20 protein-coding genes and 1 pseudogene are annotated in these 24,929 nt (G+C 38.3%); 15 read left to right on the top strand and 6 right to left on the bottom strand.

Annotation, left to right across the window (positions count from 1 at the left end; all coding sequences use genetic code 11):
* Positions 1–67 precede the first annotated feature (67 nt).
* Positions 68–880 carry a sulfotransferase family protein gene (locus QE450_RS09655; RefSeq protein WP_307298874.1) on the top strand — a complete coding sequence of 271 codons (813 nt, stop codon included), beginning with the start codon at positions 68–70 and terminating at the stop codon, positions 878–880.
* Positions 881–942: 62 nt separating this feature from the next.
* Here the strand turns inward: QE450_RS09655 and QE450_RS09650 are convergent, their stop codons facing one another.
* Positions 943–1,773, bottom strand: a complete 831-nt coding sequence (locus QE450_RS09650) for a carbohydrate ABC transporter permease (RefSeq protein WP_273612601.1) — start codon at positions 1,771–1,773, stop codon at positions 943–945.
* Positions 1,773–2,657: a carbohydrate ABC transporter permease gene (locus QE450_RS09645; RefSeq protein ID WP_307298870.1), complete on the bottom strand. Its 885-nt coding sequence runs from the start codon at positions 2,655–2,657 to the stop codon at positions 1,773–1,775. The genes QE450_RS09650 and QE450_RS09645 overlap by 1 nt, the downstream gene beginning before the upstream one ends.
* A gap of 150 nt (positions 2,658–2,807) precedes the next feature.
* On the opposite strand from QE450_RS09645, the gene QE450_RS09640 reads away from it, so the two are divergent.
* The 3 genes from QE450_RS09640 to QE450_RS09630 all read left to right on the top strand — a co-directional run bounded on the left by QE450_RS09640 (position 2,808) and on the right by QE450_RS09630 (position 7,825).
* Entirely contained in the window at positions 2,808–4,715 is a 1,908-nt protein-coding gene (locus QE450_RS09640) for a sensor histidine kinase (protein ID WP_307298867.1), read from the top strand.
* A gap of 1 nt (position 4,716) precedes the next feature.
* Positions 4,717–6,369: a response regulator gene (locus QE450_RS09635; RefSeq protein ID WP_307298865.1), complete on the top strand. Its 1,653-nt coding sequence runs from the start codon at positions 4,717–4,719 to the stop codon at positions 6,367–6,369.
* 154 nt (positions 6,370–6,523) lie between these two features.
* Entirely contained in the window at positions 6,524–7,825 is a 1,302-nt protein-coding gene (locus QE450_RS09630; protein ID WP_307298861.1) for an extracellular solute-binding protein, read from the top strand.
* 144 nt (positions 7,826–7,969) lie between these two features.
* On the opposite strand, the gene QE450_RS09625 is transcribed toward QE450_RS09630, so the two are convergent.
* The 3 genes from QE450_RS09625 to QE450_RS09615 form a co-directional block, all read right to left on the bottom strand.
* The gene (locus QE450_RS09625; protein WP_273612597.1) at positions 7,970–9,205 is read right to left on the bottom strand and encodes an MFS transporter; all 1,236 of its coding nucleotides are present in this window, start codon (positions 9,203–9,205) and stop codon (positions 7,970–7,972) included.
* Between the two features lie 129 nt (positions 9,206–9,334).
* Positions 9,335–10,441: a glycine-rich domain-containing protein gene (locus QE450_RS09620; protein ID WP_307298859.1), complete on the bottom strand. Its 1,107-nt coding sequence runs from the start codon at positions 10,439–10,441 to the stop codon at positions 9,335–9,337.
* A 178-nt stretch (positions 10,442–10,619) separates the two neighbouring features.
* Positions 10,620–11,792, bottom strand: coding sequence for a M20 family metallopeptidase (locus QE450_RS09615; RefSeq protein ID WP_307302656.1), 1,173 nt, complete (start codon positions 11,790–11,792; stop codon positions 10,620–10,622).
* Positions 11,793–12,027: 235 nt separating this feature from the next.
* Between QE450_RS09615 and QE450_RS09610 the strand changes: the two genes are divergently transcribed.
* The 11 genes and pseudogenes from QE450_RS09610 (at position 12,028) to QE450_RS09560 (ending at position 23,533) form a co-directional block, all read left to right on the top strand.
* The gene (locus tag QE450_RS09610; RefSeq protein ID WP_373461967.1) at positions 12,028–13,518 is read left to right on the top strand and encodes an ABC transporter substrate-binding protein/permease; all 1,491 of its coding nucleotides are present in this window, start codon (positions 12,028–12,030) and stop codon (positions 13,516–13,518) included.
* Positions 13,505–14,227, top strand: coding sequence for an amino acid ABC transporter ATP-binding protein (locus tag QE450_RS09605; protein ID WP_307298857.1), 723 nt, complete (start codon positions 13,505–13,507; stop codon positions 14,225–14,227). The genes QE450_RS09610 and QE450_RS09605 overlap by 14 nt, the downstream gene beginning before the upstream one ends.
* Before the next feature lie 292 nt (positions 14,228–14,519).
* Positions 14,520–15,548, top strand: coding sequence for an NADH:flavin oxidoreductase/NADH oxidase (locus QE450_RS09600; RefSeq protein WP_307298855.1), 1,029 nt, complete (start codon positions 14,520–14,522; stop codon positions 15,546–15,548).
* Between the two features lie 361 nt (positions 15,549–15,909).
* The gene (locus QE450_RS09595; RefSeq protein WP_307298853.1) at positions 15,910–17,586 is read left to right on the top strand and encodes a copper amine oxidase N-terminal domain-containing protein; all 1,677 of its coding nucleotides are present in this window, start codon (positions 15,910–15,912) and stop codon (positions 17,584–17,586) included.
* 370 nt (positions 17,587–17,956) lie between these two features.
* Positions 17,957–18,629: pseudogene (locus QE450_RS09590) on the top strand (PspA/IM30 family protein).
* Between the two features lie 205 nt (positions 18,630–18,834).
* Positions 18,835–19,239: a DUF350 domain-containing protein gene (locus QE450_RS09585; protein WP_273612593.1), complete on the top strand. Its 405-nt coding sequence runs from the start codon at positions 18,835–18,837 to the stop codon at positions 19,237–19,239.
* 24 nt (positions 19,240–19,263) lie between these two features.
* Entirely contained in the window at positions 19,264–19,770 is a 507-nt protein-coding gene (locus tag QE450_RS09580) for a DUF4178 domain-containing protein (RefSeq protein WP_273612592.1), read from the top strand.
* Positions 19,771–19,782: 12 nt separating this feature from the next.
* Positions 19,783–20,544 carry a DUF4247 domain-containing protein gene (locus tag QE450_RS09575; protein ID WP_307298849.1) on the top strand — a complete coding sequence of 254 codons (762 nt, stop codon included), beginning with the start codon at positions 19,783–19,785 and terminating at the stop codon, positions 20,542–20,544.
* 574 nt (positions 20,545–21,118) lie between these two features.
* Positions 21,119–22,426 (top strand): molybdopterin molybdotransferase MoeA, encoded by a 1,308-nt coding sequence (locus QE450_RS09570; protein WP_307298846.1) that lies wholly within the window; start codon positions 21,119–21,121, stop codon positions 22,424–22,426.
* 4 nt (positions 22,427–22,430) lie between these two features.
* Positions 22,431–22,994 carry a molybdopterin-guanine dinucleotide biosynthesis protein B gene (gene mobB / locus QE450_RS09565; protein ID WP_307298843.1) on the top strand — a complete coding sequence of 188 codons (564 nt, stop codon included), beginning with the start codon at positions 22,431–22,433 and terminating at the stop codon, positions 22,992–22,994.
* Entirely contained in the window at positions 22,991–23,533 is a 543-nt protein-coding gene (locus tag QE450_RS09560; protein WP_273612588.1) for an NADPH-dependent FMN reductase, read from the top strand. Before mobB ends, QE450_RS09560 begins: the two co-directional genes overlap by 4 nt.
* A gap of 281 nt (positions 23,534–23,814) precedes the next feature.
* On the opposite strand, the gene xerS is transcribed toward QE450_RS09560, so the two are convergent.
* Positions 23,815–24,897, bottom strand: coding sequence for a tyrosine recombinase XerS (gene xerS, locus QE450_RS09555; RefSeq protein WP_307298840.1), 1,083 nt, complete (start codon positions 24,895–24,897; stop codon positions 23,815–23,817).
* Positions 24,898–24,929 lie beyond the last annotated feature (32 nt).

The raw sequence follows: 24,929 nt of genomic DNA, 5'->3' as shown, positions 1-24,929 counted from the left end.
ATAATACTATTACAGTTAAAGGTATTTTTAGACGGTACAAATTATATATATTGGGGAGGAAAAATAAGTGGGTTTTACTGGTAAAGTTCCTTTGTTTAGAGAAGGTCATATTTTAACTAATGATAACCAATATACACTACCTTCTTTTCTAATTATAGGAGCACAAAAAGCAGGTACTACCTCTTTATATCATTATTTGATTCAGCATCCTCAGATTGAACCCGCTATTGTAAAAGAAGTTCATTATTTTGATGAACAATGGCGAAATGGAGTAGAATGGTACCAATCTCATTTTCCTTATCTGAAATTTACAGAAAGTATAACTGGTGAAGCTACACCTTATTATTTATTTCATCCTCAAGCCCCTAAGCGTGTATATCATATGCTACCAGACGTCAAACTTATTATTTTATTACGTAATCCTATAGATCGTGCGTATTCTCATTATCAAATGATGGTAAGACGTGGAATAGAAAATTTATCTTTTGAAGAAGCGGTAGCATCAGAATTGGAACGAACTGAATTAATTTATTTACAAATGATGGCAGACTCTAATTATCATAATGGTGATCTAGCAAGCTACTCGTATGTACGCCGAGGGCAATATATAGAACAAATTCGTCGTTGGTTAAAATGGTTTTCTATGGATCAGATGTGCTTTATAAATAGTGAAGAATTATTTACTAATCCTGAACAAACGTATCAAAAAGTCACTCGGTTTTTAGAACTCCCGGATGTTCAACTCGAACAGTATGAGCATTTACATGAAGGTGGTTATGACCATAAAGAAAATGAAGCTATTCGTCATACTCTTCAGCAACATTTTAAACCGTACAATGAAAGATTGTTTGAGTATTTAAATGTTTCTTATCCTTGGTAAAAAAGAGTATTCCGTATAATAACTTACGGAATACTCTTTCTTTATTTGGTATAGAAAAGATATTATCCTTTCACAGCACCAGCTACAACACCTCTAACAATATACTTTTGCAACAGAACAAATACGATAATCGAAGGCATAACTGCCATGACCATAGCCGTCATCGCATATTGCCAATCCGAGGTATACTGCCCGACAAATGTATAAGCAGCAAGCGTTAATGTTTTGGTGGCAGGTGAACCATTTACCATCAATAATGGCAATAGAAAGTCGTTCCAGATCCACATTACATCAATAATAATGATCGTAGTAGTTACCGATTGAAGTAGAGGGAAGATAACTAAGAAAAATAGTTTGAAGCCAGAAGCACCATCAATGGTAGCACTCTCATCTATTTCCCGCGGAATTCCTTTCACAAATCCATGATAAATAAATACCGCTAGTGGTGCACCGAATCCCCAATACAAAATGCCTAATCCCCATGTGCTATCTGACAAATGAAGATTTTTAGCTAATTGCAATACCGTTAACATAATCGACTGAAATGGGATTAACATCGGTATAATACAGAGCAAATAGATCATATTGCTCCACTTGGACTGGGTACGAGATAATTTGTAAGCCGCAACGGATGAAAATAAAATAATCCCAATCAGACCAATCAAAGTAATAATCGTATTATTGATAAATAAACGCGGATAATTGATATATTTCCATACATACGCATAGTTATCGAAATTAAACTGTTGGGGCATCGCAATCACATCACTCATCACTTCGGAAAAGCTTTTAAAAGAGTTGATAATTGCCAGAATAAGCGGATATAAAAACAAAAGCGACAGAATAATCATCACTATTTCTAGAATCAAGCGACCTGTTTTGGCGGATGTCATCAGGCTTCAACCTCCCTGCGTTTAAAGATACCAAGTTGAATAAATGTAATTACAAGTACCGCTATAAATAACACAAGTGCTTTGGCAGTTCCATAGCCGTATAAGTTGTTCTGGAACGTATCACGATAAATATCATAAGCGACACTGTAGGTTGTTCCACCCGGTCCACCACCGGTAAGTGATAGAATCACATCGAACACTTTGATCGAGTTCGTGAGCGCCATAAAGACCGAGATCGTAATCGATGGAGCGAGTAGAGGTAAAGTAATACTGAAAAATTTGCGAAATGCGCCTGCACCATCCACAGTAGCGGCTTCTTTGAGATCTTCAGGTACAGCCTGCAATCCTGCGATATAGATCACCATATAAAATCCAACCGATTGCCAGACCGACACACCTAGAATCGAGATAAAAGCAAGCCCGGGTTCACCTAACCAGCTCATCGCAAATATCCCCCAGCCTGTAGTGGCTCCCAGCGATTCAAATCCTTGCATAAAAATAAATTTCCAGATAAAGCCCACAATAACAAGACTCAGAATATAAGGGACAAAAAATGCCGCTCGTAGCCATGTAGTAGAACGTAACTTCATATCCAAAATCAATGCCAGTACAATCGCCAGCACATTGACCAGTACAATATACAGCACCATATATTTGATCGTGAACCATGCGGCGCTACTGAAATTCGCATCCCCTGTAAAAATTTGATGGAAATTATCCAGCCCTACAAATTTGGGATGCTTGGCGATTCCATTCCATTTGGTCAATGAATAACGTACAGTCATCACAAATGGAATATAAAAAGCAACCGCAATACAGATCAGCACCGGTAAAGTAAATATGCCAAATTGCAATCGATCAGACCATTTTCGCCCCATTTTCATTAGTTATACCTCTTTCCCGAAAATAATATCCGATATCATATTCTAGAATAAAGCGGTTACATAAAATGTATAGCTTTTTCTGATACTTGTATTATAGAATGGCGTTACGCTCTTCAAAATGGATTTAAGAAAACAGTTAAGGGTAAAAAGGTGAACAGCAAAAGAAATATCATTACAGGAGATGAACAGCAAATGGGGAGAAAAGGGAATCGTCTGCCGGTCACGAAACATCCCTATTTGGGTAGATATGTAAAGGTTACAAAGTTAAAAATAACAGCGATCTGGCATGTCTTATCCAGTCGCTTGTTGTATAAGCTAGTGATCTTATTCACATCTATTATTATTTTGGTGGTCACTTCTTTGACAGTAATCTCTTATCAGATGATTCGCAAAGAATCAGTTAAGCATAGTATTGAGAGTACAGCGAATAATCTACTGCTGGTCAATCGCAATTTACAAGATTATATGGATGGAATCGCTCAATATTCTTTGCCACAACTACAATATGATGATCTGATTCATGCGATTATGAATGAGAAGCAAGAGTATGCTTCACGTATGTATCTGGAAAATTATTTACGACGACTGTATTTTGGTCGCAGTGATCTGGATGGTATTTCTCTATATATTGTGCAAGAACAGAAGTATTATTCAGTTAGTCGTGAATCGTATAATATTGCTTCTCGTTCTGGATATGATCGAGATATTGCCAATCAACCGTGGTATAACACAGTGCTTCATCGAACCGATAATCAATACTTTCAATCCCTAGCTTTGACTCCAGCAGACAATAATCATTTGGCTCAGCCCGATAGTTTTATGGCATATCATCGTGTATTACGCTCTATCGCTTCTCGTCAACCACAAGCGATCTTAACCTTCTATGTCAATCCTTCTGCGCGAGATACGATTTTGCAAGATACTTCGATAGATGCAGGTGAACATCTTATTTTTACCGATGCCAATCATATTCCTTTTTATGTAGACGATCCTCTTTTTTATCAATCTATGTTAGCAAGTGGACTGATCAAGCAATTGCAATACCAGACTAGTGACCCTTTAACATGGACGATAGATCAGCAACGGTATATGGTCATGTACAATACATCGACTTCTAATCAATGGACATTAATGAAGCCTATTTTATATAGCCAGATTTATGAAGTGGCTAATACTACCCGTAATCTCAGTTACTTGATCGGTGCAGGATTTTTGCTACTTTCATTTGCATTAGTGACTGTATTAGCGAATGAAATCACTCGACCTTTGGGGCATTTGTCCAAGCAAATGAACCGATTTAGCAGTGGAGAATTTGAGATTGAAGCTACTGTAAAAGGACAAGACGAGATTGCTCATCTCACCAAACATTTTAACGATATGGTGCGCAATACCAATGAATTAATCAATGAGCGTTATCGAATGAAATTAGTCGAGCAAAATGCAATTTTGAAAGCGCTTGAAGCAGAGCTTAATCCTCATTTTCTGTATAATGCGTTGCAAGCAATTTCAACCAAAGCACTGCGTAGTGGCAGACTGGATATAGCGGATATGGTTGATAATCTAGCGCAGACGCTTCGTTATTGTATCGGTGGCAAAGACATTGTTATGGCAAGCGAAGAACTCAAACATATAGAACGTTATCTATCTTTGCAAAAAGCACGCTTCGGCAGTCGTTTACAGATGACAGTTCATTGGGATGATTCGTTACTTCAATTACCTATTCCCAAATTATCGATTCAATCTTTGGTCGAAAATTCAATCAAGCATGCAGTCGAACAAGTATCCGAGCCGGTTATGATTACAATTACAGCCCATTTAACAGATCAAGATGTGTTGATTACTGTACGCGATAATGGACCCGGTATTTCGCCAGATCGGTTGGAGCAGGTATTGGCATCATTTAAACAAACATTTATTGAGCGTGAAGGCAGTCATATCGGTCTTCAAAATCTGCATACCCGATTACAAATTTTATATGGTGAACAAGCGGGTTTACTGATTGCTAGCGATAAGACAGGTACCGAGTTAAGTATGCATATACCACAAGGGGGAAAGTAACATGTATCACATTTTAATTCTGGATGATGAAGAACCGTTGCGTGAAGCGATTCGTATCCTGGGAGAATGGGACAATCTGAAGATTAGTGAGATCTATGAAGCAATTAATGGACAAGAGGGATTGTCTATTTTACGCGAACATCATATTGATCTTATTATGGTCGATATGAAGATGCCAGGAATGAACGGTGTTGAATTTTTGAAAAAAGTGAAGCAGGAATATCCTGATATGCTGACCATTGTGATTAGTGGATATAACGATTTCGAATATACACATCAAGCGATTCGCTCGAACGTATTAGATTATTTGCTCAAACCTGTCAATCGACATGAATTAAACGATACATTACGCAAAGCGGTTCATCTATTGCAAGAACGTCAGCAACAGCATCAGCAGAAGATTCAACAACACCGTGCACTGCATGTGTCTTTACCCAAATTAAAAGAAAATATCTATCAATCATTAATCGACAAACGATTCAAAAAGCAAGGCAATGAAGATATGCTCGCTATGATTGGAGCAGAAGATGATACTTGTTATCATGGAGCTGTTGTTTTACGTATTCTTAATATAGAGCAAGTGCGCCGTCAGCGCTTTTATGGAGATACCAGTCTGTTATACTTTGCTATCGCTAATGTGCTGAATGAATGTACAGAAGATGATATTCAATATTTTTGTTTTGCTAATCAGCGCTTAGAACGTGAAATGATTCTGATCTATCATGCAAGACATCGTTATCCACAAGAACTTGGTTTTGCTGTACAACAACGGGTACGAAGCTTGATTCAGACTTTAGAGCATTTATTAGATCTCTATATTATAGCAGGATCAGGCACACCTTCGAATGATATTCAACAATTAGCGACAGCGTATGAGCAAGGTAAACATATGATTGAGCAAATGAATATCCTGGAGCTGAATCGCTCAATGATTATCCCTTACGAACAGCGTAATGCTATCGCAGAATCTCATAGTCTCTGTTCACGTATGCCACAGATACGCACTTTACTTGAAAATGGACATTTCCCGCAAATCCACCGCATAGCAGATGAGTTGATCGCGATGATTAAGCAGTCTCCTTATTTGAGTATGCATATGGCTGAATACAGTCTGCATGATTTTGAAGGTCAATTATATGAGATCACCAGAGAATTAGATCAGCGATTATTAGCAGATGAACCAGCTATTACGAATGCTAGAAAAGAGCGAATACAGATTCATACTCTGGATATGATGAATATTGCGCAGTGGGAGCAACATGTACACGATATTATTACGTATTATGCAGAAATGGTACGGAAATCAGGAGGGAGTCGCCAATCTTTTCATATCAGTGATATTCGAGCTTATATCGATCAGCATTACTTTGAAGAAATCAAAATTTCGATGTTCACCGATAAATATTATCTTAGTCGTGAATACCTGATGAAGTTATTTAAGCAAGAGTATCAGATGGGGATTCATGAATATGTACAGCAACTGCGAATGGACAAAGCCAAAATATTACTGAATGAAGAAGGACTCAAAATACAGGAAATTTCAGAGATGCTAGGGTATAAAGATAAAAATTATTTTAGCAAAGCTTTTCGCAATTATTATCAATTATCGCCTTCTGAATATAGAGCGCAACGATCAGCAATATCAAATAAGTAAGCGTATTCATAAATTCACTTTTTTACCCTTAATAGATTACTTATCTACATTTTTATCTGAACCGAGTTTCACTAGAATAAGATTATACAGTATAGCAGAGGCATTGGTTGATCAATGCTTGGGGCTGACTAATTTGAAATATGGGGGCATATACATGTTCAAAAAGATGATGGTCTTACCCATTACGCTTGTGCTGAGCTTATCCATGTTAGCAGCTTGTGGTAACAGTACAGATACAACAGACAAGAGCGCTTCTTCAGGTGGAAGTACAGATGGTGCTGTAACAATCAATATGTTTACCGCTTCTCCAGAGTATACAGATGCATTCAATGCTTATATCGAAGAATACAAAAAAGTAAAACCGAATGTCACGATTAATCTTGAAATTATGCAGGCTGATTACAATACAATTCTTAAATCTCGGATCGCTGCTGGAAGTACACCGGATGTGTTCCAGACTACAGCAGGAGGAGATATTGATACGTATGCTGATTACAGCGCAGACTTGACCAATGAACCGCTAGCAGCAGCTATGACAGATGCTGTGCGCACGAATATGACGTCTACAGATGGTAAAGTATTAGGCTTGCCAGTTAAAGGGAATCTATTTGCACTGATTTATAATAAAGAGTTATTTGCCAAAGCAGGCATTACCGAACCGCCTAAAACGATTGCTGAAATGGATGAAGCTATCAAAAAGCTAGAAGCTAAAGGAATCAAACCTTTTGCGAACGCTTACAAAGAGTGGTGGGTATGGAAACATATTTTCCAACATTATGTAGATGCAGCTGCACTTGATGCAGGTATGAGTTCCAAAGACTTGGTGAACAAATTTATCGCAGGTGAAACAACGATTAAAGAATATCCTGCACTATACAATAACTTCTTTGCTTTTATCGATACAACCGTACAATATGGTACAGACAAGCCGTTAGAACGTGATAGCAATGCTGAAGTAAGTGATTTTGCTTCTGGTAAAGCTGCTATGATGACAGGTAAAGGGGCTTGGGATGAAGAAGCGATTATCAAGATCAATCCTGATTTCAAAATGGGAATTATGGGTTACCCTGTGAGTGATAAAGCCGATCAATCGATGATTATTACTGGCGCAGATCAAGCATTACGTATTAACGCGGACTCTCCTGTAGCCAAAGAAACAATCGAATTTTTCAACTGGTTGTATACATCAGATTACGGTAAAAGTTGGTTCTCTCAAGTAGCAAAAGTCATTCCACCGATCAAAGACGCTCCACTTCCAGACTTGCAAATGCCTAAAGAAATGGAAGAAATCTTAAAAACCGAAAAATCTGGCGATCTATCTGTTAACTACTCATTAGATACATTCCACCAGAAATTCGGCGAGATCATGCAAGCCTATATCGGTAAAAGCAAAACCAAAGATCAAGCTGTCGAAGAAATTCAACAAGCATGGATTCAGTTAGGATCAGCCCAGTAATATAGATTGAAAAAAAGCATCTTCTTTCTCTGTTATTAATATGCAGAGGAGAAGATGCTTTTTGTAGTGGAAATAAGGTGCTTTTAGTACGTGTAAGCAAAAAGATATTTTGTATATCTAATCAAGTCCCTTTGTAATACATATTTATACTGCACGTATACGCTTAACACTTTGACGATACATTAAAATTAACAAATACGAACCGACAAAAGCACCGGTAATGAGCCAGATTGGAATACGTGGATCAAGTGTATACGCCCAACCACCGATAATGCCAGCAGGTGAAGTGAAAAGTAGGATCAATACAGACAACATAGAGAAAATTTTAGCACGTTTTTCATCATCAATCGCATTGGCTACAGCCGTTTCTAGATAAGGCGAGCTAATCATCATACCAACGGCTGCTAGAATCGTACTGATTCCAATCCAGAGTAGACTGTGCACAGGGCCGAAGACAAGCATAATATTGGAAACAACAGACAATGCAAAACCAGCCATCATCGACCGATACACAGCACCTTCCGGTATACGCGGAGTCAATAACCATAAAGTCAGCAACATAATCAATGACGAAATAGCAGGGACGAGCGAGATAATACCATCGTCAATATGTAAATAATCGGCTAGATATAGGGAAAGATATGTCGTTTTCAATGTCGTCTGAAAGTTAAACAAAATATATACGCTAAAAATCAATAACAATCCTTTACTTTGCAAAATATCATGAATCGCACCACTGTAGTCAACCAGACTTTGCTTGAGTCCCAGTTCACGTGTTTCTTTCATTTTGCGATAACCCATCTCTGTCTCACGTGTAGTTAGATGGCGACCAATAAATTGAAAAGTCATTAACACAAAAGCGATGACGTACATAATTCGCATTCCTGGAACTAATCCATATTCATATACCAACAGACCGCCCAAAGGAGCAAACAACCCGCCAATTACACCGATAATCTGAAGTAATGTAAAAATGTATGTTCGATCTTGAGGTTTCGTATCTTCGACGAGTAAGCAATAAAAAGAAGTCGCAGGAACCCGCTGAAATCCATTAATAATTGCAGCGACAAGGAAAAACCAAAAGTTTTGCGATACTGCCCATACTAGAGTAGCTACACTCCAACTAAATATATCGAAATAGAGCAGTGCTTTTTTACGCCCCATACGATCTGTCAAATAACCGCTAATAAATGAAGAAAATACTTGAAATACCAGACTGATTGTCGTGATCCAACCAATATTGGTTTCACTGATGCCTAGCTGATACATATATAATGTCGCATACGTAGCAAACATACTATAAGGAATCAGAAAAAAAGGTTCAAAGGCAAGACAGCCGCGGCTGTTGCCTTCCAAGCGTGAAAAAAAAGAACGAGCCATACAATAATCCTCCACCATATCATCTGTTTATTTTTTATTTTCTACAAATGTTTTATAAAGCGCTCTCACAAATAAAGATACAGACCCAGTCTGTATGCAACGTATGGCTCACACCCAAGATCAATGTAATTAATCTCCTCCGCCACCGCCACAACTACTTCCAGAACTATCACTACTGCAAGAACTACTGCTTGAATCGTTTCCGCTATGACTGTGAGAAGAATCATAAGAATCGCTTCCATGACTGTGATGCCCTGATCGTCCTGAACCAGAGTCTGTAGACATATATCCTGTACCACAAGAAGAACTAGCATTATACGATTGCAACGTCTGCACATCTGCTGGCAAATACTGATTCACTGCCGGGCAGAAGTGTTGTACATCATTTTGCGAATAATATACAGCAGCACAACCGGACAGACCCAGACCATAATTATCACTTGGCGAAGTGTAATTTCCGTTATCGTAGGTATGATGTTTACTTTGTTTGTTATACCGCGCCGGTGGTGTTTTTTGCAATGCTTGTTGATTGTGATCCTGAAATTGTTTGCTCAAATATAAAATGGCTGTTTTGGCTTCAGGAATATAGTTAAATGTATGACGGTTAAACAGACTATGATCGATACGATACTCATTAAAAGAATATAAGTTATTCATCGTTGAAAGTGCCAACGGATAATTGAAAAATCCATTCCACAATCTAGAGTTGGGACGAGTAATTGGGAACAGTTGCGAATACGCCCAGTCAAATAAAGCCCGTTGATCTGGCTGTGATACCGATTGTCCATGTGGAGAATGATGCAACATATATCCAAAAAAGCGATCACAGAACTGCTGATACTCACGCGTAAACATCAACATTTCATGCCAGATATCATCGACTTTACTGCTGAACATCGGCATTTGATTGAAAAGCGCACAGATCAAAAAGTAACGACGCATTTCGACCCAGCGCCAATTCCATTCTTCCTCTGTCATATCAGGATGTTCTGTCATCACACGCTGTCTTAATTGATGAGCATAATCAGCAGGCAAAGCATTTTCTAATCTAAGAACTAACGGTACACAAGGATGACCAGCAGGCACAATCGATGTAGGTGCCGCAACAGCAGACCGGAAAAAGCGCTGATTCGCTTTGATTGACCAAGAATCGCCTTGATGTCTACGAGCGATTCTACGGAACATAACAATAAACACAATAATAAAAGCTATTAATAATAAAAGATCAAAGGACATTTACAACCACTCCTGTCTTTTACAATCAGCCGATTATAAAGTTATTTTGTAGAAAACGATCTCTATAAGAAAATCATTTTTGCATTACAGTTAAGCAGACAGATACCTAGTATTATCTCTAAATGAATAAAATAATAGCTAATTACAATGTTAGAGTCCGACTGGAAATGATTACATCTTAACGTGCTGCAAATTCTTGCTTAATCTGTTGTAATAGTTCAGGTTGACTTATCACATCATACGCCGTTCCAGCCAAAATCTTGCCTCCGAATATCATCGCATCTAAAGCTTCAGGTTGCTGGGCACGATCACGGAATCCGATACTGTGCAATTCATGCTTTTCTGTAGTGACTTGAATATAAGGATGAATCGCAGGGCAGTGTGTAGATACATTTCCCAGATCAAGTGACCCAGCGTCTTTGCCACTATGAATATCAGAGCGTGCTACTCCATGCGAGACGAGATTATTAGTAAATACCTCGGATAACGTAGTGTTGGTAATTAATTCATCATACGAATATTCATAATTCGACACTTTTAAAGTACATCCTGTTTGCAAAGCAGATCCTTCAGCAATACGTTTTACTTTTTCTACAAGTTCATTGGTATATTCACGACTAGCAGAACGAACATAAAATTGAGCAGAAGCGTAGTCCGGTATAATATTAGCAGCTACTCCGCCTTGATTAATAATGCCATGAATCCGCGTGTCACTTCGTGTCTGTTGACGAAGAGCATTGATTCCATTAAACAATTGCAAAACACTATCTAGTGCATTGATACCGTGTTGTGGGCTAGCTGCGGCGTGAGCAGATTTGCCAAAGTATTCAAATTGCAAAGCATCCATCGCTAAAGAAATGCCTGATTCTTCATAGGCATAATAAGGATGTGCCATCATCGCAAAATCACAATCATCGAACAAGCCAGCTTCTGCCATCGGCACTTTAGCACCACGTGTTTCTTCTGCTGGTGTACCATAGACTCGAATCGTGCCACCGTACTCATCAACCACAGCTTTTAATCCTACTGCTGCACTGACACTCATCATACAGATGAGATGATGACCGCAAGCGTGTCCAATTTCAGGTAACGCATCATATTCGCATAACAATGCGACAACAGGTCCTGACTTTTGAGCAGTGTAAGTAGCAATAAATGCAGTCTCGATCCCTAATATAGGCGCTTCAATAGTAAAGTTATGGAATAGCAATTCTTCTTTTAATCTGGCAGATGCTTTGAACTCTTCATTACCTAGTTCAGGATTATCTCCTATATATGTAGAAACTGCTTTGAAACGTTCGGCATGTTGGTCAATCGTTGTTGCTATTTGTGATTTGAGGTTGGATGTAATAGACAATAGTATCGTCTCCTTTAGAAGTTATCATATAATGTTTCGACCAAAGTAGTATATCATAAAGTGGAACTAAACTTACGATAAAATGATTGAATAATCATACATATTCATTTATAATAACCCGGTTAGACTTTTTAATAAGGTTTCTGTAATGGATATGATTGTAGGTCAACTTACTTCGATCCGGTAGACTGGTCAAGTCTACGTGTATAATATGGAAGGGGATAAAAAATTGAAAGTATGTAAATCGTTATTTGCGGTTTGCTTTAGTGTGCTGATTGTATTTTTAGCAGTAGCACCGATAGCATCGGCTGCACAAGACACAGGTAAAAAAGTAGTTGTAGGTTTAAGTGCAGATTTTGCACCTTATGAATTTCGTAAAAATATAAATGGTAAAGATGAGATTGTAGGATCAGATATTGAGATCGCTAAGCGAGTCGCTGCTGCCGATATGGGAGCAGAACTGCAAATTCAAGATATTGCGTTTGACAGTTTGTTACCCGCGCTAGATAGCGGACGGATTGATATGATTATTTCAGGGATGACACCTACAGACGAACGTCGTCAAAATGTAGATTTCTCAGATACGTATTATATTTCTCGTCAAGTGATTGTAACTCGTGCAGAAGACAAAACGAAATATAAAACGATGGATAGTCTGAAAGGGGCTGCGATCGGTGTACAAAGAGGTTCGATTCAACAAGATATCGCAGAAGGTATTCAAGGAGCTAAATTATCTCCAGTTGATAAAGTATCTGATATTATGTTGCAGTTGGAATCGAATCGTGTAGATGCAGCAGTGATGGAAGGCCCTGTAGCAGAAGGTCAGGTGCTCAATCATCCTGATCTTGCAATCACCGATATTCAAATTCCAGATAGCGATACACCAATGGCGATTGCTGTACAAAAAGGAAATACTGAATTATTAGGTCAAATTAACAAAACATTAGCAGAACTCAAAGCTAATGATGAAATTGATAAATTCGTAGAAGCAGCTTTCAAGCTTAATTCAGGTGAAACTGATGGTGAAACAGCAGAGCAAATCAAAGATAAACCGAAGCCGAATATTTTCCAGATTTTCTGGGATTATCGTAGTTACTACTGGCAAGGCATTCAATACACATTGTTCTTATCAGCGATGGGTGTATTGTTCGGATTTATTATTGGATTGATTGTATCATTGTTACGTTTATCACAAATCTCTGTATTCCGTTGGTTAGCAATGACCTATATTGAGATTTTGCGTGGTACACCGATGCTTGTTCAATTGTTAATTATTCACTACGGTATCGCACAAGCCTTTAATATTAACTTTACCGTCTTAGAATCTGGTATTATCACATTATCCATTAATAGTTCTGCTTATCTAGCTGAAATTTTCCGTGCAGGTATTCAAGGCGTGGATCGTGGACAGACAGAAGCAGCACGTTCACTAGGTATGTCTTATGGTGCAACGATGCGTCATATTATTATTCCACAAGCGATCAAAAGTGTATTGCCAGCGATCGGTAATGAATTTGTCGTCATTATCAAAGAATCATCAATCGTTTCCTTTATCGGAGTAGCTGACTTGATGTTCCAGGCACAAGCAGTTCGTAGTATTACGTATTCTGCATTGAGCCCGTTGATTATTGCGGCAGCGATTTACTTTGTTATGACATTTATATTGTCCAAACTACTAGGTATTGTAGAACGGAGGTTGAGTGCAAGTGATCAACGTTAAAGGTCTTAAAAAGTCATACGGTAAAAATGAAGTATTAACTGGCATCGATATGGATATCGCTCAAGGTGAAGTGGTTGTTATTATTGGACCGAGTGGATCGGGTAAAAGTACATTTTTACGCTGTCTCAACTTGTTAGAGCAACCGACCGCAGGCGAGATTCATTTTGAAAATGAATTAATTACAGCGCGTAAGCATGATATTGATAATACTCGTAAAAAAATGGGAATGGTGTTCCAGCACTTTAACCTTTTTCCACATAAAACGGTATTGCAAAATCTAACGATCGCACCGATCAAAGTGAAAAAAATGAATACCAATGCGGCTAATAAAATCGCAGAAGATCTGTTACACACGGTAGGGTTAGCAGATAAATACAATGCTTACCCAAGTCAGTTATCCGGTGGACAAAAGCAACGTATTGCGATTGCGCGTGCACTGGCGATGCAACCTCATGTGATGTTGTTCGATGAACCTACATCAGCCCTTGATCCTGAGATGGTTGGTGAAGTGCTAGAAGTAATGCAGAAGCTTGCTCATGAAGGTATGACAATGGTCATAGTTACCCATGAAATGAACTTTGCGCGTGAAGTGGGCGACCGTATTATTTTTATGGATGCAGGGCAAATTGTAGAGCAAGGTACACCGGAAGAAGTATTCAGAGCTCCAAGTCATCCACGTACCCAAGACTTTTTGAGCAAAGTATTATAAATCAATAACTGTAACCTTATAAGTAAGGTGAAAATAAGCAAATGAGAAAGAGCTGATATATTTATCAGCTCTTTTTTCTGTTCATCATAGAAATAAGAAATACAGAAACTTCTCGTAAGAATGATATCAATTATTTGTTGGAACAACTTTATGAAGATTTAGTGAAAATAGCTAATATTAGTTTTGCGATGTTTTGTTGTGTTCATTTTAGTATATAATAATAAGTATGTTATTATTTATTACGATAAATTTGGCATAATACAGATCATCATATACTGTTGGAGGGAAAATAATGACTAATCTATTTACACCATACACATTCAAAAATTTAGAGCTTAAAAATCGGGTAGTTATGCCACCGATGTGTCAATATTCTGTAGATACTAAAGATGGCATGCCAAATGATTGGCATAACGTTCACTATATTAGCCGCGCTGTAGGCGGTACAGGACTTATTATTGTTGAAATGACTGCTGTACATCCAGACGGACGAATTACAGACAACGATACAGGGATCTGGGACGATTCTTTTATTCCTGCTTATCGCAAAATTGTTGATGGAGTACATCAATATGGAGCGAAGATCGGTATTCAATTAGGTCATGCTGGTCGCAAAGCAGAAGATGCTAATCCACCTGTGGCACCTTCGGCTGTTCGTTATGATGGAGATGGTTACAAAACACCTCATGAACTGACAACAGCAGAAGTTGAAGACATGATCGAAGCGTATCGTCAAGGTGCACGTCGTGCTGTAGAAGCTGGATTTGATACTGTTGAAGTGCATGGAGCACATGGTTATTTGATTCATCAATTCCATTCTCCACTTGTCAATCAACGTCAAGACGAATACGGTCAAGATCTTGCATTGTTCGGTGTACGTGTAGTAGAAGCGATTCGTGAAGTTATTCCTGCTGAGATGGCTGTAATTATGCGTGTATCTGCACGTGAATACGTTGATGGTGGATACGGTATCGATTATATTACTGACGTTTGCCGTCGTTACCAAGAAGCAGGAGTAGATATGATGCATATTTCTTCTGGTGGTGAAGGCCCTGTCGGTTCTGGTGGTATGCAAGTAGGTCCGGGATATCAAGTAGAATTAGCAACTCATATCAAAAAAGCGTTAAATATGCCTGTGATTGCGGTAGGTCTTTTGGATGAGTATGAAGTTGCTGAAAAAGTGATCGAAAACGATCAAGCTGATCTTGTAGCGGTAGGTCGAGCTATGTTACGTGATCCATACTGGGCAACACATGCTGCCAAAGAACTTCAATTAGAAGTAGAAGTTCCGGTACAATATGCACGTGGATATCATAGATAATTATACTTAAATATGTATATTTACCAAAATATTGATTATCATGTCATTGTATTTTTTGAACAATAATAAAAATTTTTTGACGCTAGATAACTGTTATGTAGAAAAAGAATAACGAATTATAAGTCATCATTTTAAAAAGCCTGTACCCTTTGTACATCAAGGGATACAGGCTCTTTTTTTGCTTAAAAGTAATAGCGGAATGCATCGTACATAGGCTGACATTCGATTATTGAAACGCTCTATTTTTGAAATCTATTTCTAAAAATTAAAATAACAAAGTGATCCAAAAATGAATCTCTTCCGTTCATCTGTGTAAGGACGACAACAAAAACTAAAACAAACACATAAAGGAGTTTTGATGATGAAAATGAAAAAATTAATAGTGCCGGTACTTAGCTTATCTTTGTTAGTTCCCACTACAGGTGCTTTTGCCGCAGATGCGACTTCAGCATCAATGCCAACTGTAAGCACCAAAGCAGCAGACCTTCGTTCGGATCTTGATTATCTATTATCTGAACATTTTGCGCTAGCTGTTGTAGCGATGACCAAAGCATATGAAGGTGCTCCTGATGCTGCACAAGCGTTAGACGCATTGGATAAAAATGCATTAGATATGCAACCTGCTATTGAGTCTTTGTATGGTAAAGAAGGCGCAGCTGAATTCGAAAGAATCTTCCGCGCTCATAATCAATACACCGATGAATTGGTAAAAGCGACCAAAATGAAAAATGAAGATGCAATCAAAGCCGCAGAAGCAAAAGTACAAGGATTTGTAGATGAATTTGCCAAATTCTTATCTACAGCAACAGGCGGTAAATTACCTGAACAAACCGCTGAAAATGCTCTTCGTCTCCATGAAGATCAAGTACAAGATGTATTTGAAAAATATGTAGCCGGTGATTATACAGGTGCTTACACCGAATATCGTGAAGGTTTGGAAACGATGTTTACCGTAAGTAAAGCGTTATCCGGTGCGATTGTAACTCAATTCCCTGCTAAATTCGATAACACTTCTGTCGACACACCAGCAGCAGATTTGCGTTCAGCACTTAATCATCTAGCAGCAGAACACTTTGCATTATCTGTACTACAAATGCAAAAACAATATAACGGTGAACCTGATTCTGATGCATTAATCGCAGCTGAAGCAGGCAATACAGCAGACTTTAAAGCAGCTATCTCATCAATCTATGGTGCAGAAGGTGCTAACCAATTTGAAAAAATTTGGGTGACCAATCATATCAAAGCACAAAGCGATTATGTAGATGCACTCAAATCAAATAACCAAACTTCTTTACAAGCTGTCAAAGATCGTATTACTGACTTCACTAAAGAATTCTCTACATTTTTAGGTACAGCTACAGCAAACAACTTGCCAGCAGATGCAGCATTAGCAGCATTACGTACACATGAAGATCAAGTGCAATCTGTGATCGATCAATATGCAGCTAAAAACTATGCAGGTGCATATACAGCAGATCGTGAAGGATACAAAACGATGTTCGGTATTGGTAAAGCATTGGGTGGTGCGATCGTAGCGCAATATCCAGATAAATTTAAAACAGCAGCAACAACACCTATGCCTACAGCGCCAACCACACAAACACCTGCACCAACACAACCAACAACAACTGCTCCTACAACATCGAATGATTCAATGATGATGGTATGGATGAAGTTGAATAGCAAACAGCTCAAAATTGGTGACAAAACAACGATGATGGATACAGCTCCAGTCGTTAAAAATGGCACAACGTATATCCCACTTCGTTACCTGGGTGAAGGAATCGGTGCTAAAGTAAGCTGGAATAAATCTGCCGGTCAAGTAACGGTAATGGCAGGCAGTGATACAATGAAATTCTGGATTAATAACAAAAAAGTAGATGTAAATGGAACTACTAAAATGTTAAGTGCAAATGCTATGGTGAATAGCGATGGCAGAACACTAGTACCTTTACGTTCGATTACTGAATTATTAGGTTGGGACGTAAAATGGAACAAAGCAGATGGTTCGATTACGTTAACAAAATCGATGTAAGATAGCGTTCACTACTAGTGAGATATTCGGTTATGCCCATAGCCAACCCATCTCGGTGTGATTGACGCCTATATAAATAAAAACACTCTTGGTCTTATCGACCGAGAGTGTTTTTTTAGTTTCAAATATGTTTAATTTTATATGTATAGATTGCAATGAGCAGGGTGATATAGACGAAAGACCCATAATCCCGTAAAATAGGTAGTATAAGGAACCTATTGGTGTTTATATGCAGTCATATAGTCAGAATATAGAACGATGAATAGCGGTCAAATTACAAATTATTGAAACGTTAAATATCATGCTTCGTATTATGATCTATCATTGACACGACAATAGTGATCAATTATTAAATTGGAGGTAATTATTTATGTCTATTTTCAAAAGATTACGTGATCTAACTTTATCCAATGTGTTTGCTTTGATTGAGAAGGCAGAAGATCCTATTAAAATGACAGATCAATATATTCGTGATATGTCTGCTGACCTTGAAGATGCAGAGAAAGCTGTTGCATCACAGATCGCTATTGAGAAACGTTTCAAACAATCGTATGAAGAGCAAGAAGCATTGGTCAAAAAACGTGAAGAGCAAGCACATATGGCTGCTCAAGCGCAAAATATTGATCTGGCTCGTCGTGCACTAGAAGAAAAGAAAAAACGCTGAAGCCAAACGTGATGAGTTCAAAGCGAACTATGAGCAAAACAAAGCTTCTGCTGATAATCTTCGTGCCAAATTAAATGAAATGCGTAAGCAATTGACTGAAATGAAAAACAAACGTGATACATTAATCGCTCGTTATCAAGCAGCCAAAGCGCAAAAAGAAATCAATCATGCAATGAGCGAATTTAGCTCTGACTCTGCAACATCTGGCTTGAAACGTATGGAAGAAAAAATGCTACAAATGGAAGCTCAAGCACAAGCGAGTGAAGAAGTGAATGGTCAGAACAAATCACTAGATGATGAGTTCGCATCGCTTGGTAAAGACAAAGCTGTTGAAGATGAATTAGCAGCATTGATGAAACAATACGAAAACAAATCTTAATTTCATCCCAATATAAATTAGGCTATTCTTATATCTTATTACAAAGCGAAGGTCGGAACGATACAGCTTGTTCTCCTTCGCTTTTTGTATGGATTTTTGATGAATCGTGATTGGTTGATGATGTTAATTGATATGCCGAAAATAGTACACGCTTTAATACGCTACAAATAGTTTTACAATGTTGAATATGTGGAGGATGTCTAGTATGAGTTGGAACATTTTAGGGTCAATCGCGGTATGGACAGCAGTAGGAGCAGTACTTTTATTTGTTTTGATGTATGTCGATTCCTTATTTACCAAGTACAAAGATATTGCAGAAATTAAAGCAGGAAATAATGCAGTCGCAACTCGTTTGGTTATGAAGTTATTTGCTCAAGGGTATATCTTATCGGTAGCGATCGGTACATCATGGAGTCTTGGCGAAGCTGTTCTTGTGTCTGTGGTATCATTTGTAATCTTATTAATCTTAGAATTAATCGTACGCTTCTTATTGAAACAAATGATGGGTCTTGATCTAGATGAAGGCACTAAGCAAGGTCAAATCGGTTACGGTTTACTTGGCGGAGCATTGCAAATTGTAGGTGCATTGATTATTTCAGCTTCATTATAAAAGATCACGAAAGGAAGAGTGACGATGGGATTGTGGAAAAGACTTACAAACCTCGTATCAAAGCCTGAACCGGCTAAAGTTGAAAAAAGCCCGATGGACTTGAGTGTTGGGGATATTTGTGAAGTATCATTGGTTACATATGAAGTTAAAGGAAGCGTTCGTAACCGCGCTCGTAATGCAGTGGTTCTTACGATACAAGATGGCAATGCGATTGCTTATCTGCATATCGAAGAGCGAGAAACGGTACGCTATGCTCTGTATTATCCAATTGATGGCGGTCTTGAAGATTCAAGTCAAGTACCTAGCCATATTGAAATGGATGATACCGATTATTACTTAGAAGAACAATATGAAGGAACAGTGATATCTACAGGCAGAACACCAGCGTTACAAAGTGGAGATCAATCGGTATGGCAATATCAATCAGATGATCGTAAATTACTTCGTGTCGAATGGCAAGCTGGACGTTTTACTTTGTATGAAGGAGAATTCGTACTTAACGGAGACGTTCATGTTATCCGTGCTAGTTAGGAGCGAAGAAGAATGAAACAACGTGCATCATGGTTGCTCAAAATCGCAATAATGCTTGCCTTATTAACTTCATTATTATCAGGCTGTGGTAATTCCAAAGTTGAAGTCAATTATCCACTGGAATCTGTAAGTAGAGATGGCGATTCGACTTCATACGTATACCGGGCAGCAGGAGAGACCGTTCCTGTAGTTGCAGAGCAATTATCGGATCAACGCACACCGCAAGAGATGAGTGTACAAGATCCTGAGCGGATGTTTTTGGTCTATGATAATGAATTGATCCAAGTTCAACAAGACCCTGAGAAAAAAGAAGATACTTTGATAGAAGTCGATTCGGACAAATATGTTGCTCGAAATTATGATTCTAGCTTTTTACAAGGGTATCTTACAGCGAGTATTATCAGTAATTTATTTAACTCATTCGGTGGATATCATTATGGTGGCAGTTATCGTGGATATACAACGTACAACACCTATAAGCCCACGATCCAATACAAAAAACCAACCGCTCAAGATATCAAACAAGCTCCACCTTTAACAGTGAACAAATCAGGTTCTATCTTCAAGCGTGGCACATCTTCTAGTTCCAAGCGTTCTAAAGATAGCGGTAGTATTTTCAATCGTGGTTCCTCTTCTTCCAATGGATCAAGTGGAACAATCAATCGAGGCAGCCGCTCAGATTCGTCAGGTGGTGGATTCTTTTCTCCTTCACGTAGCAGTAAACCGAAGACCAGCTCAGGATCAGGCAAAATACGCAAGCGAGGTCGAAGGTAGTCTGTCAAACGTATAAGTGTAGAAATAGGATGATCGATACAAGCTCCACCTTTTATATTATTGTATATTTCATCTGCTAAAAGACCGTATCCATATTATGGGGTACGGTTTTTTTGACTTTTTTGACTTTATTGAATGACTGTATAGCTATCCTATTGTAGGTAAACTATCTATAATCTTCAACTAGATAAATCTACAGGTAAATCTAAATAAAGATTATTTTAGTAGGGGTATATGATTTGGTAGTATTAAATGACTTATTTTTTATACGGAATGATAAAATAAAATATCATTACATGAAAAATTCATAATAATAAATCAAAAAAAGATCTCAACCCCAACCCTATAAACCTTAAATGCCAAACCAAGTTCTCGTATCAAAGGATTTCTATATAAAATAAATATCTACTATAAATGATTCAATAAATAACGTGGAGTGAATATACATAATAGCTCTATTGATCTGCTTTTAAATGAACAACAAAACTTGCATGATCTTTGATGTTAGTCTATAAAAGAAAAGAATAGAAAAGTATATACATGCCAAATAGCTACATACAGGAGGAACATCGATATGAAGGAACCACAATCATCGTTATTCGATAAACAGGAAAGTTCAAATCCTGTTGACCATAATCCAGCTAAATTTAACCGTAAGCCTATTACTCCAGCAACTGCACAACAAAAGATTGCTGATTATGTACGTATAATCGATACAGAAAAAGTATCAATTTATACAGCAGGCGGGCGATTTTTGGCGGAAGATGTACAAGCTCCTCATCCATATCCGCATTTTCGACGTTCAGGGATGGATGGGTATGCAGTGATTGCTAGTGATATTGCTCAAGCTTCAAGTGACCATCTAATCTGGTTACAAGTGATCGATAATATTCCTTGCGGACAGACACCATCGGTGCAATTAGTACAGGGCACAGCCGCACGTATTATGACTGGAGCGATGGTTCCAGACGAAGCAGATACAGTTGTAATGTTAGAAATGACAGAGACAAAACAAGCAGAAGGGCAAGAGTGGGTAGGCTTTAAGCGCTCGGTGGAGCAGGGGCGTAATATTACGCCGATTGGACTTGAAATCGAAGCAGGAGATATTTTATTAACCAAAGGTGCACAGATTAGCGCAGGAGAAATTTCGGTATTAGCTACATTTGGTGTGCATGAAGTTAAAGTGTATCGCCGTCCGCAAGTCGCTATTTTTTCAACAGGTACAGAATTATTATCTGTAGAAGAACCTATTGAACCTGGCAAAATTCGCAATAGTAATTCATACATGTTAGCTGAACAAGTCAAAGCAGCAGGCGGAGAGCCACATGTACTAGGTGCTATTATGGATGATCTGGAACTGGCACGCACTACAATGTTACATGCTTTATCTTCTTACGATATTGTGATCTCAAGTGGTGGTGTGTCTGTAGGCGATTATGATGTTATGGGTGATCTGGTACGTAGTGATGAAGTAGAGATGTTATTTAACAAAATATCTATGCGTCCGGGTAGTGTCACTACGGGTGCAGTCAAAGACGGCAAGTTATTATTTGCCTTATCGGGTAATCCAGGCGCTTGTTTTGTGGGTTGCGAATTACTGGTACGTCCAACGATTCGTCAAATGATGAACTCCAAGCAAGATTATTTACCAGAATGGACAGCAACATTAGGGCACGATTATCATAAAATCAATAGCTTTACCCGTTATGTACGTGGAACTATAGCTGTAGAAGAAGGTAAGATTGTTGCTTATCCGGCTAGTTTAGATGAATCAAGTGTAATGGTCACGATCAAAGATAGTGATTGCTTAATCGTCATTCCACCTACGAGCGAAGTACTGCCAGCAGGAACGACGGTATCTGTATTACGTCTGAGTCGTTGATATTATGACAGATACTATGTTCTCATCTAATGATCATTCTGTACGTTTGCCGATAGTTATTCAAATTGTAGGTTACAAAAATTCGGGCAAAACTACATTAATCGGAGCACTGTTGCAACACTGGTCTACGCAAGGAAAAAAAATTGCTGTTATCAAACATGATGCTCATGAATTTGACATGGATCATGCAGGTACAGATACGTATGCTCATACCCAATCAGGCGCCGCAGCGATAGCGATTAGTTCAGCTACACGAACAGCAATCATAGAGCAACAACCTTCATCATTAGAACAATTAATCGCTAGATTTGCTGTTGGATATGACTTGATTCTGGTAGAAGGATTCAAGCAAGCTCATTATCCCAAAATTGTGATTGTTGCCGATCAAGAAGGCATTTCTTTACCTGCTGAATTATCGCATGTGAAATGGGTTTACAATCGGTATGATTCATTTATATCTTCAAATTTGAAAGAAATGACTTTTATAGATGCTAAAAAAGATGGTATTATAACGATAATCCATGAATTGGAAAATTACATTGAAGCTCAGGGGGAACATCAGAAATGAAAATCACACTTATCGCCGGCAGTAATCGTCCGGACGCATCAACTACTTTACTTAGCCAGTATATTGCCCGTCTGCTTCAAGAGCATGGACATGAAGCAGAAGTATTTAATTTGTACGAACACCAATTGCCGTTATACGGACCAGGTGAAGCGTATGGACATGAAGAAGTACAGAAGCTTGCACAAGCTGCGAAGTCTGCGGATGCTCTTGTATTAGCGACACCTGAATATCATGGTTCGATTTCAGGCGTACTCAAAAATGCATTAGACTTCTTGGGTAGCGATTATTTTAATAATAAAGCTGTGTTATCTGCGAACTCAGCAGGTGGATTGATCGGTACAGCTTCTTTGTTACATTTACAGACTATTGTTCGTAATGTACATGGTATTAACTGTCCGGAATGGATCTCGATTGGTGGATCACAGCGTGAATTTAATGAAAACGGAGAACCGATCGATGAAGGAACAGAACTGCGTATTCGCAAAGCAGTTGAAAACTTTATTGAGCTAGCATCCAAATTAAGTAGTGCGTCTGCATAAGCTGATTTTAGTATAGCTGTACTATTTTGACCATATACTTATACAGAATGAAATAGATTGTAAAGCAATATTAAGTTTGCTGTTTGGATACACAAGCATAAGTATTGTATTCAACAACGCATTGAAATAACAAAATCCCCTTACTAACAGCATGGAACTTACTCCTATAGTGAGTATTCGCTGACATAGTAAGGGGATTTTGCTATAGATATTATTTGTTGCTAATTTATAAGATTGTTATACAGTGTGATAAGAATGGGCATATAGTTACAATCTGAACACTACAAATCTGTTCTTTTTTCGATCGCTTCGGACATCGTTTTATCGGTAAGATGCGCATAAATTTCTGTTGTTTCGGTAGAAGCATGACCTAACTGTTCTTTTGTTTTGTAAATATCATTCTGTAAATAATAATCGGTTGCAAACGAATGACGTAATTTGTGCACCGTAAGATAAGGCTTGCCAAAGCTTTTAGCATATTTCATAATCATCGCTTGAATCGCCCGCTTGGTCATTCGTTTGCCAGAAGACTGTCCATTGGGACGGGCGACAAATAAGGCCGTTTCTTTTTTCGGTGTGCGATAACGAGTCTCACGTAATTGTAGATAGGTTTGAATCTCGTCTTTGGCTTGCTCACGAAAATAGATAGGCGTTTTAAATGTCTCGTCGTTGTTCCCTTTACGCGATACATACATTAATTTCTGATTGAGATCAAGATCGATTAAGTTAAGGTTGACCACTTCTGATACACGCAAGCCTGAGTTCAAAATTAAGCTCGTAATACAAGCATCTCGCTCACGATTAAGTTCATATGAATACAGTGCTTGTTTGTTAGTAGCAATATCTTCACGATATCCTTCCAGAATATAACCGACAAATTCCAGCAGTTCTTCATCTTCCAAAATCTTACCTTTTAATTTGGCGGCAGTATCTTTGGGTTTGTGCATCCGTTTCACTTCAACTTTTGCCATAATATTACGTCTAAGCAAAGGATAAAAATCATCATCTTCAGCAATCTGGCTCAAATAATGAAATAGCGAGCGAAGAGAAGATAATTTACGAGATACAGTTACCCGCGTATTGGTGCCTTCGGTTCGAGTCGTTAAATGAAGACGATAATTCGTAATATCTTCCATCCGTAACGTTTCCAATTCTAGTAATTGAATTTGTTTGTAATCAGCGGCTGTAGATAATCCTTCTACGATCATCCAACCGAAAAAAGACTCGTAATCTCGTATGTACTCCAGCAATGTAGATGGAGAAAGATCAGGTAATTTATAATTGATAAATTGCTCTACAAACCATGGCATAGAAGGCAATTTTTCGTCTAATTTCAATCGATCTGCTATTTTTTGTACACTCATGTTGATATTCACCTCTTATCCGATTGTAGCAC

Source organism: Paenibacillus sp. SORGH_AS_0306 (assembly GCF_030819345.1).
GTDB classification, from domain to species: Bacteria; Bacillota; Bacilli; order Paenibacillales; family Paenibacillaceae; genus Saccharibacillus; species Saccharibacillus kyungheensis.
This window is presented reverse-complemented; position numbering and strand designations above follow the sequence as displayed.

Bases quoted from the DNA above. Each gene is read 5' to 3' on its own strand.
- QE450_RS09570 (WP_307298846.1), top strand. From the start codon at position 21,119: ATGAAGGAACCACAATCATCGTTATTCGATAAACAGGAAAGTTCAAAT.
- QE450_RS09575 (WP_307298849.1), top strand. From the start codon at position 19,783: ATGAAACAACGTGCATCATGGTTGCTCAAAATCGCAATAATGCTTGCC.
- QE450_RS09595 (WP_307298853.1), top strand. From the start codon at position 15,910: ATGAAAATGAAAAAATTAATAGTGCCGGTACTTAGCTTATCTTTGTTA.
- mobB (WP_307298843.1), top strand. From the start codon at position 22,431: ATGACAGATACTATGTTCTCATCTAATGATCATTCTGTACGTTTGCCG.
- QE450_RS09600 (WP_307298855.1), top strand. From the start codon at position 14,520: ATGACTAATCTATTTACACCATACACATTCAAAAATTTAGAGCTTAAA.
- QE450_RS09630 (WP_307298861.1), top strand. From the start codon at position 6,524: ATGTTCAAAAAGATGATGGTCTTACCCATTACGCTTGTGCTGAGCTTA.
- xerS (WP_307298840.1), bottom strand. From the start codon at position 24,897: ATGAGTGTACAAAAAATAGCAGATCGATTGAAATTAGACGAAAAATTG.
- QE450_RS09635 (WP_307298865.1), top strand. From the start codon at position 4,717: ATGTATCACATTTTAATTCTGGATGATGAAGAACCGTTGCGTGAAGCG.
- QE450_RS09620 (WP_307298859.1), bottom strand. From the start codon at position 10,441: ATGTCCTTTGATCTTTTATTATTAATAGCTTTTATTATTGTGTTTATT.
- QE450_RS09650 (WP_273612601.1), bottom strand. From the start codon at position 1,773: ATGACATCCGCCAAAACAGGTCGCTTGATTCTAGAAATAGTGATGATT.
- QE450_RS09625 (WP_273612597.1), bottom strand. From the start codon at position 9,205: ATGGCTCGTTCTTTTTTTTCACGCTTGGAAGGCAACAGCCGCGGCTGT.
- QE450_RS09580 (WP_273612592.1), top strand. From the start codon at position 19,264: ATGGGATTGTGGAAAAGACTTACAAACCTCGTATCAAAGCCTGAACCG.
- QE450_RS09560 (WP_273612588.1), top strand. From the start codon at position 22,991: ATGAAAATCACACTTATCGCCGGCAGTAATCGTCCGGACGCATCAACT.
- QE450_RS09645 (WP_307298870.1), bottom strand. From the start codon at position 2,657: ATGAAAATGGGGCGAAAATGGTCTGATCGATTGCAATTTGGCATATTT.
- QE450_RS09585 (WP_273612593.1), top strand. From the start codon at position 18,835: ATGAGTTGGAACATTTTAGGGTCAATCGCGGTATGGACAGCAGTAGGA.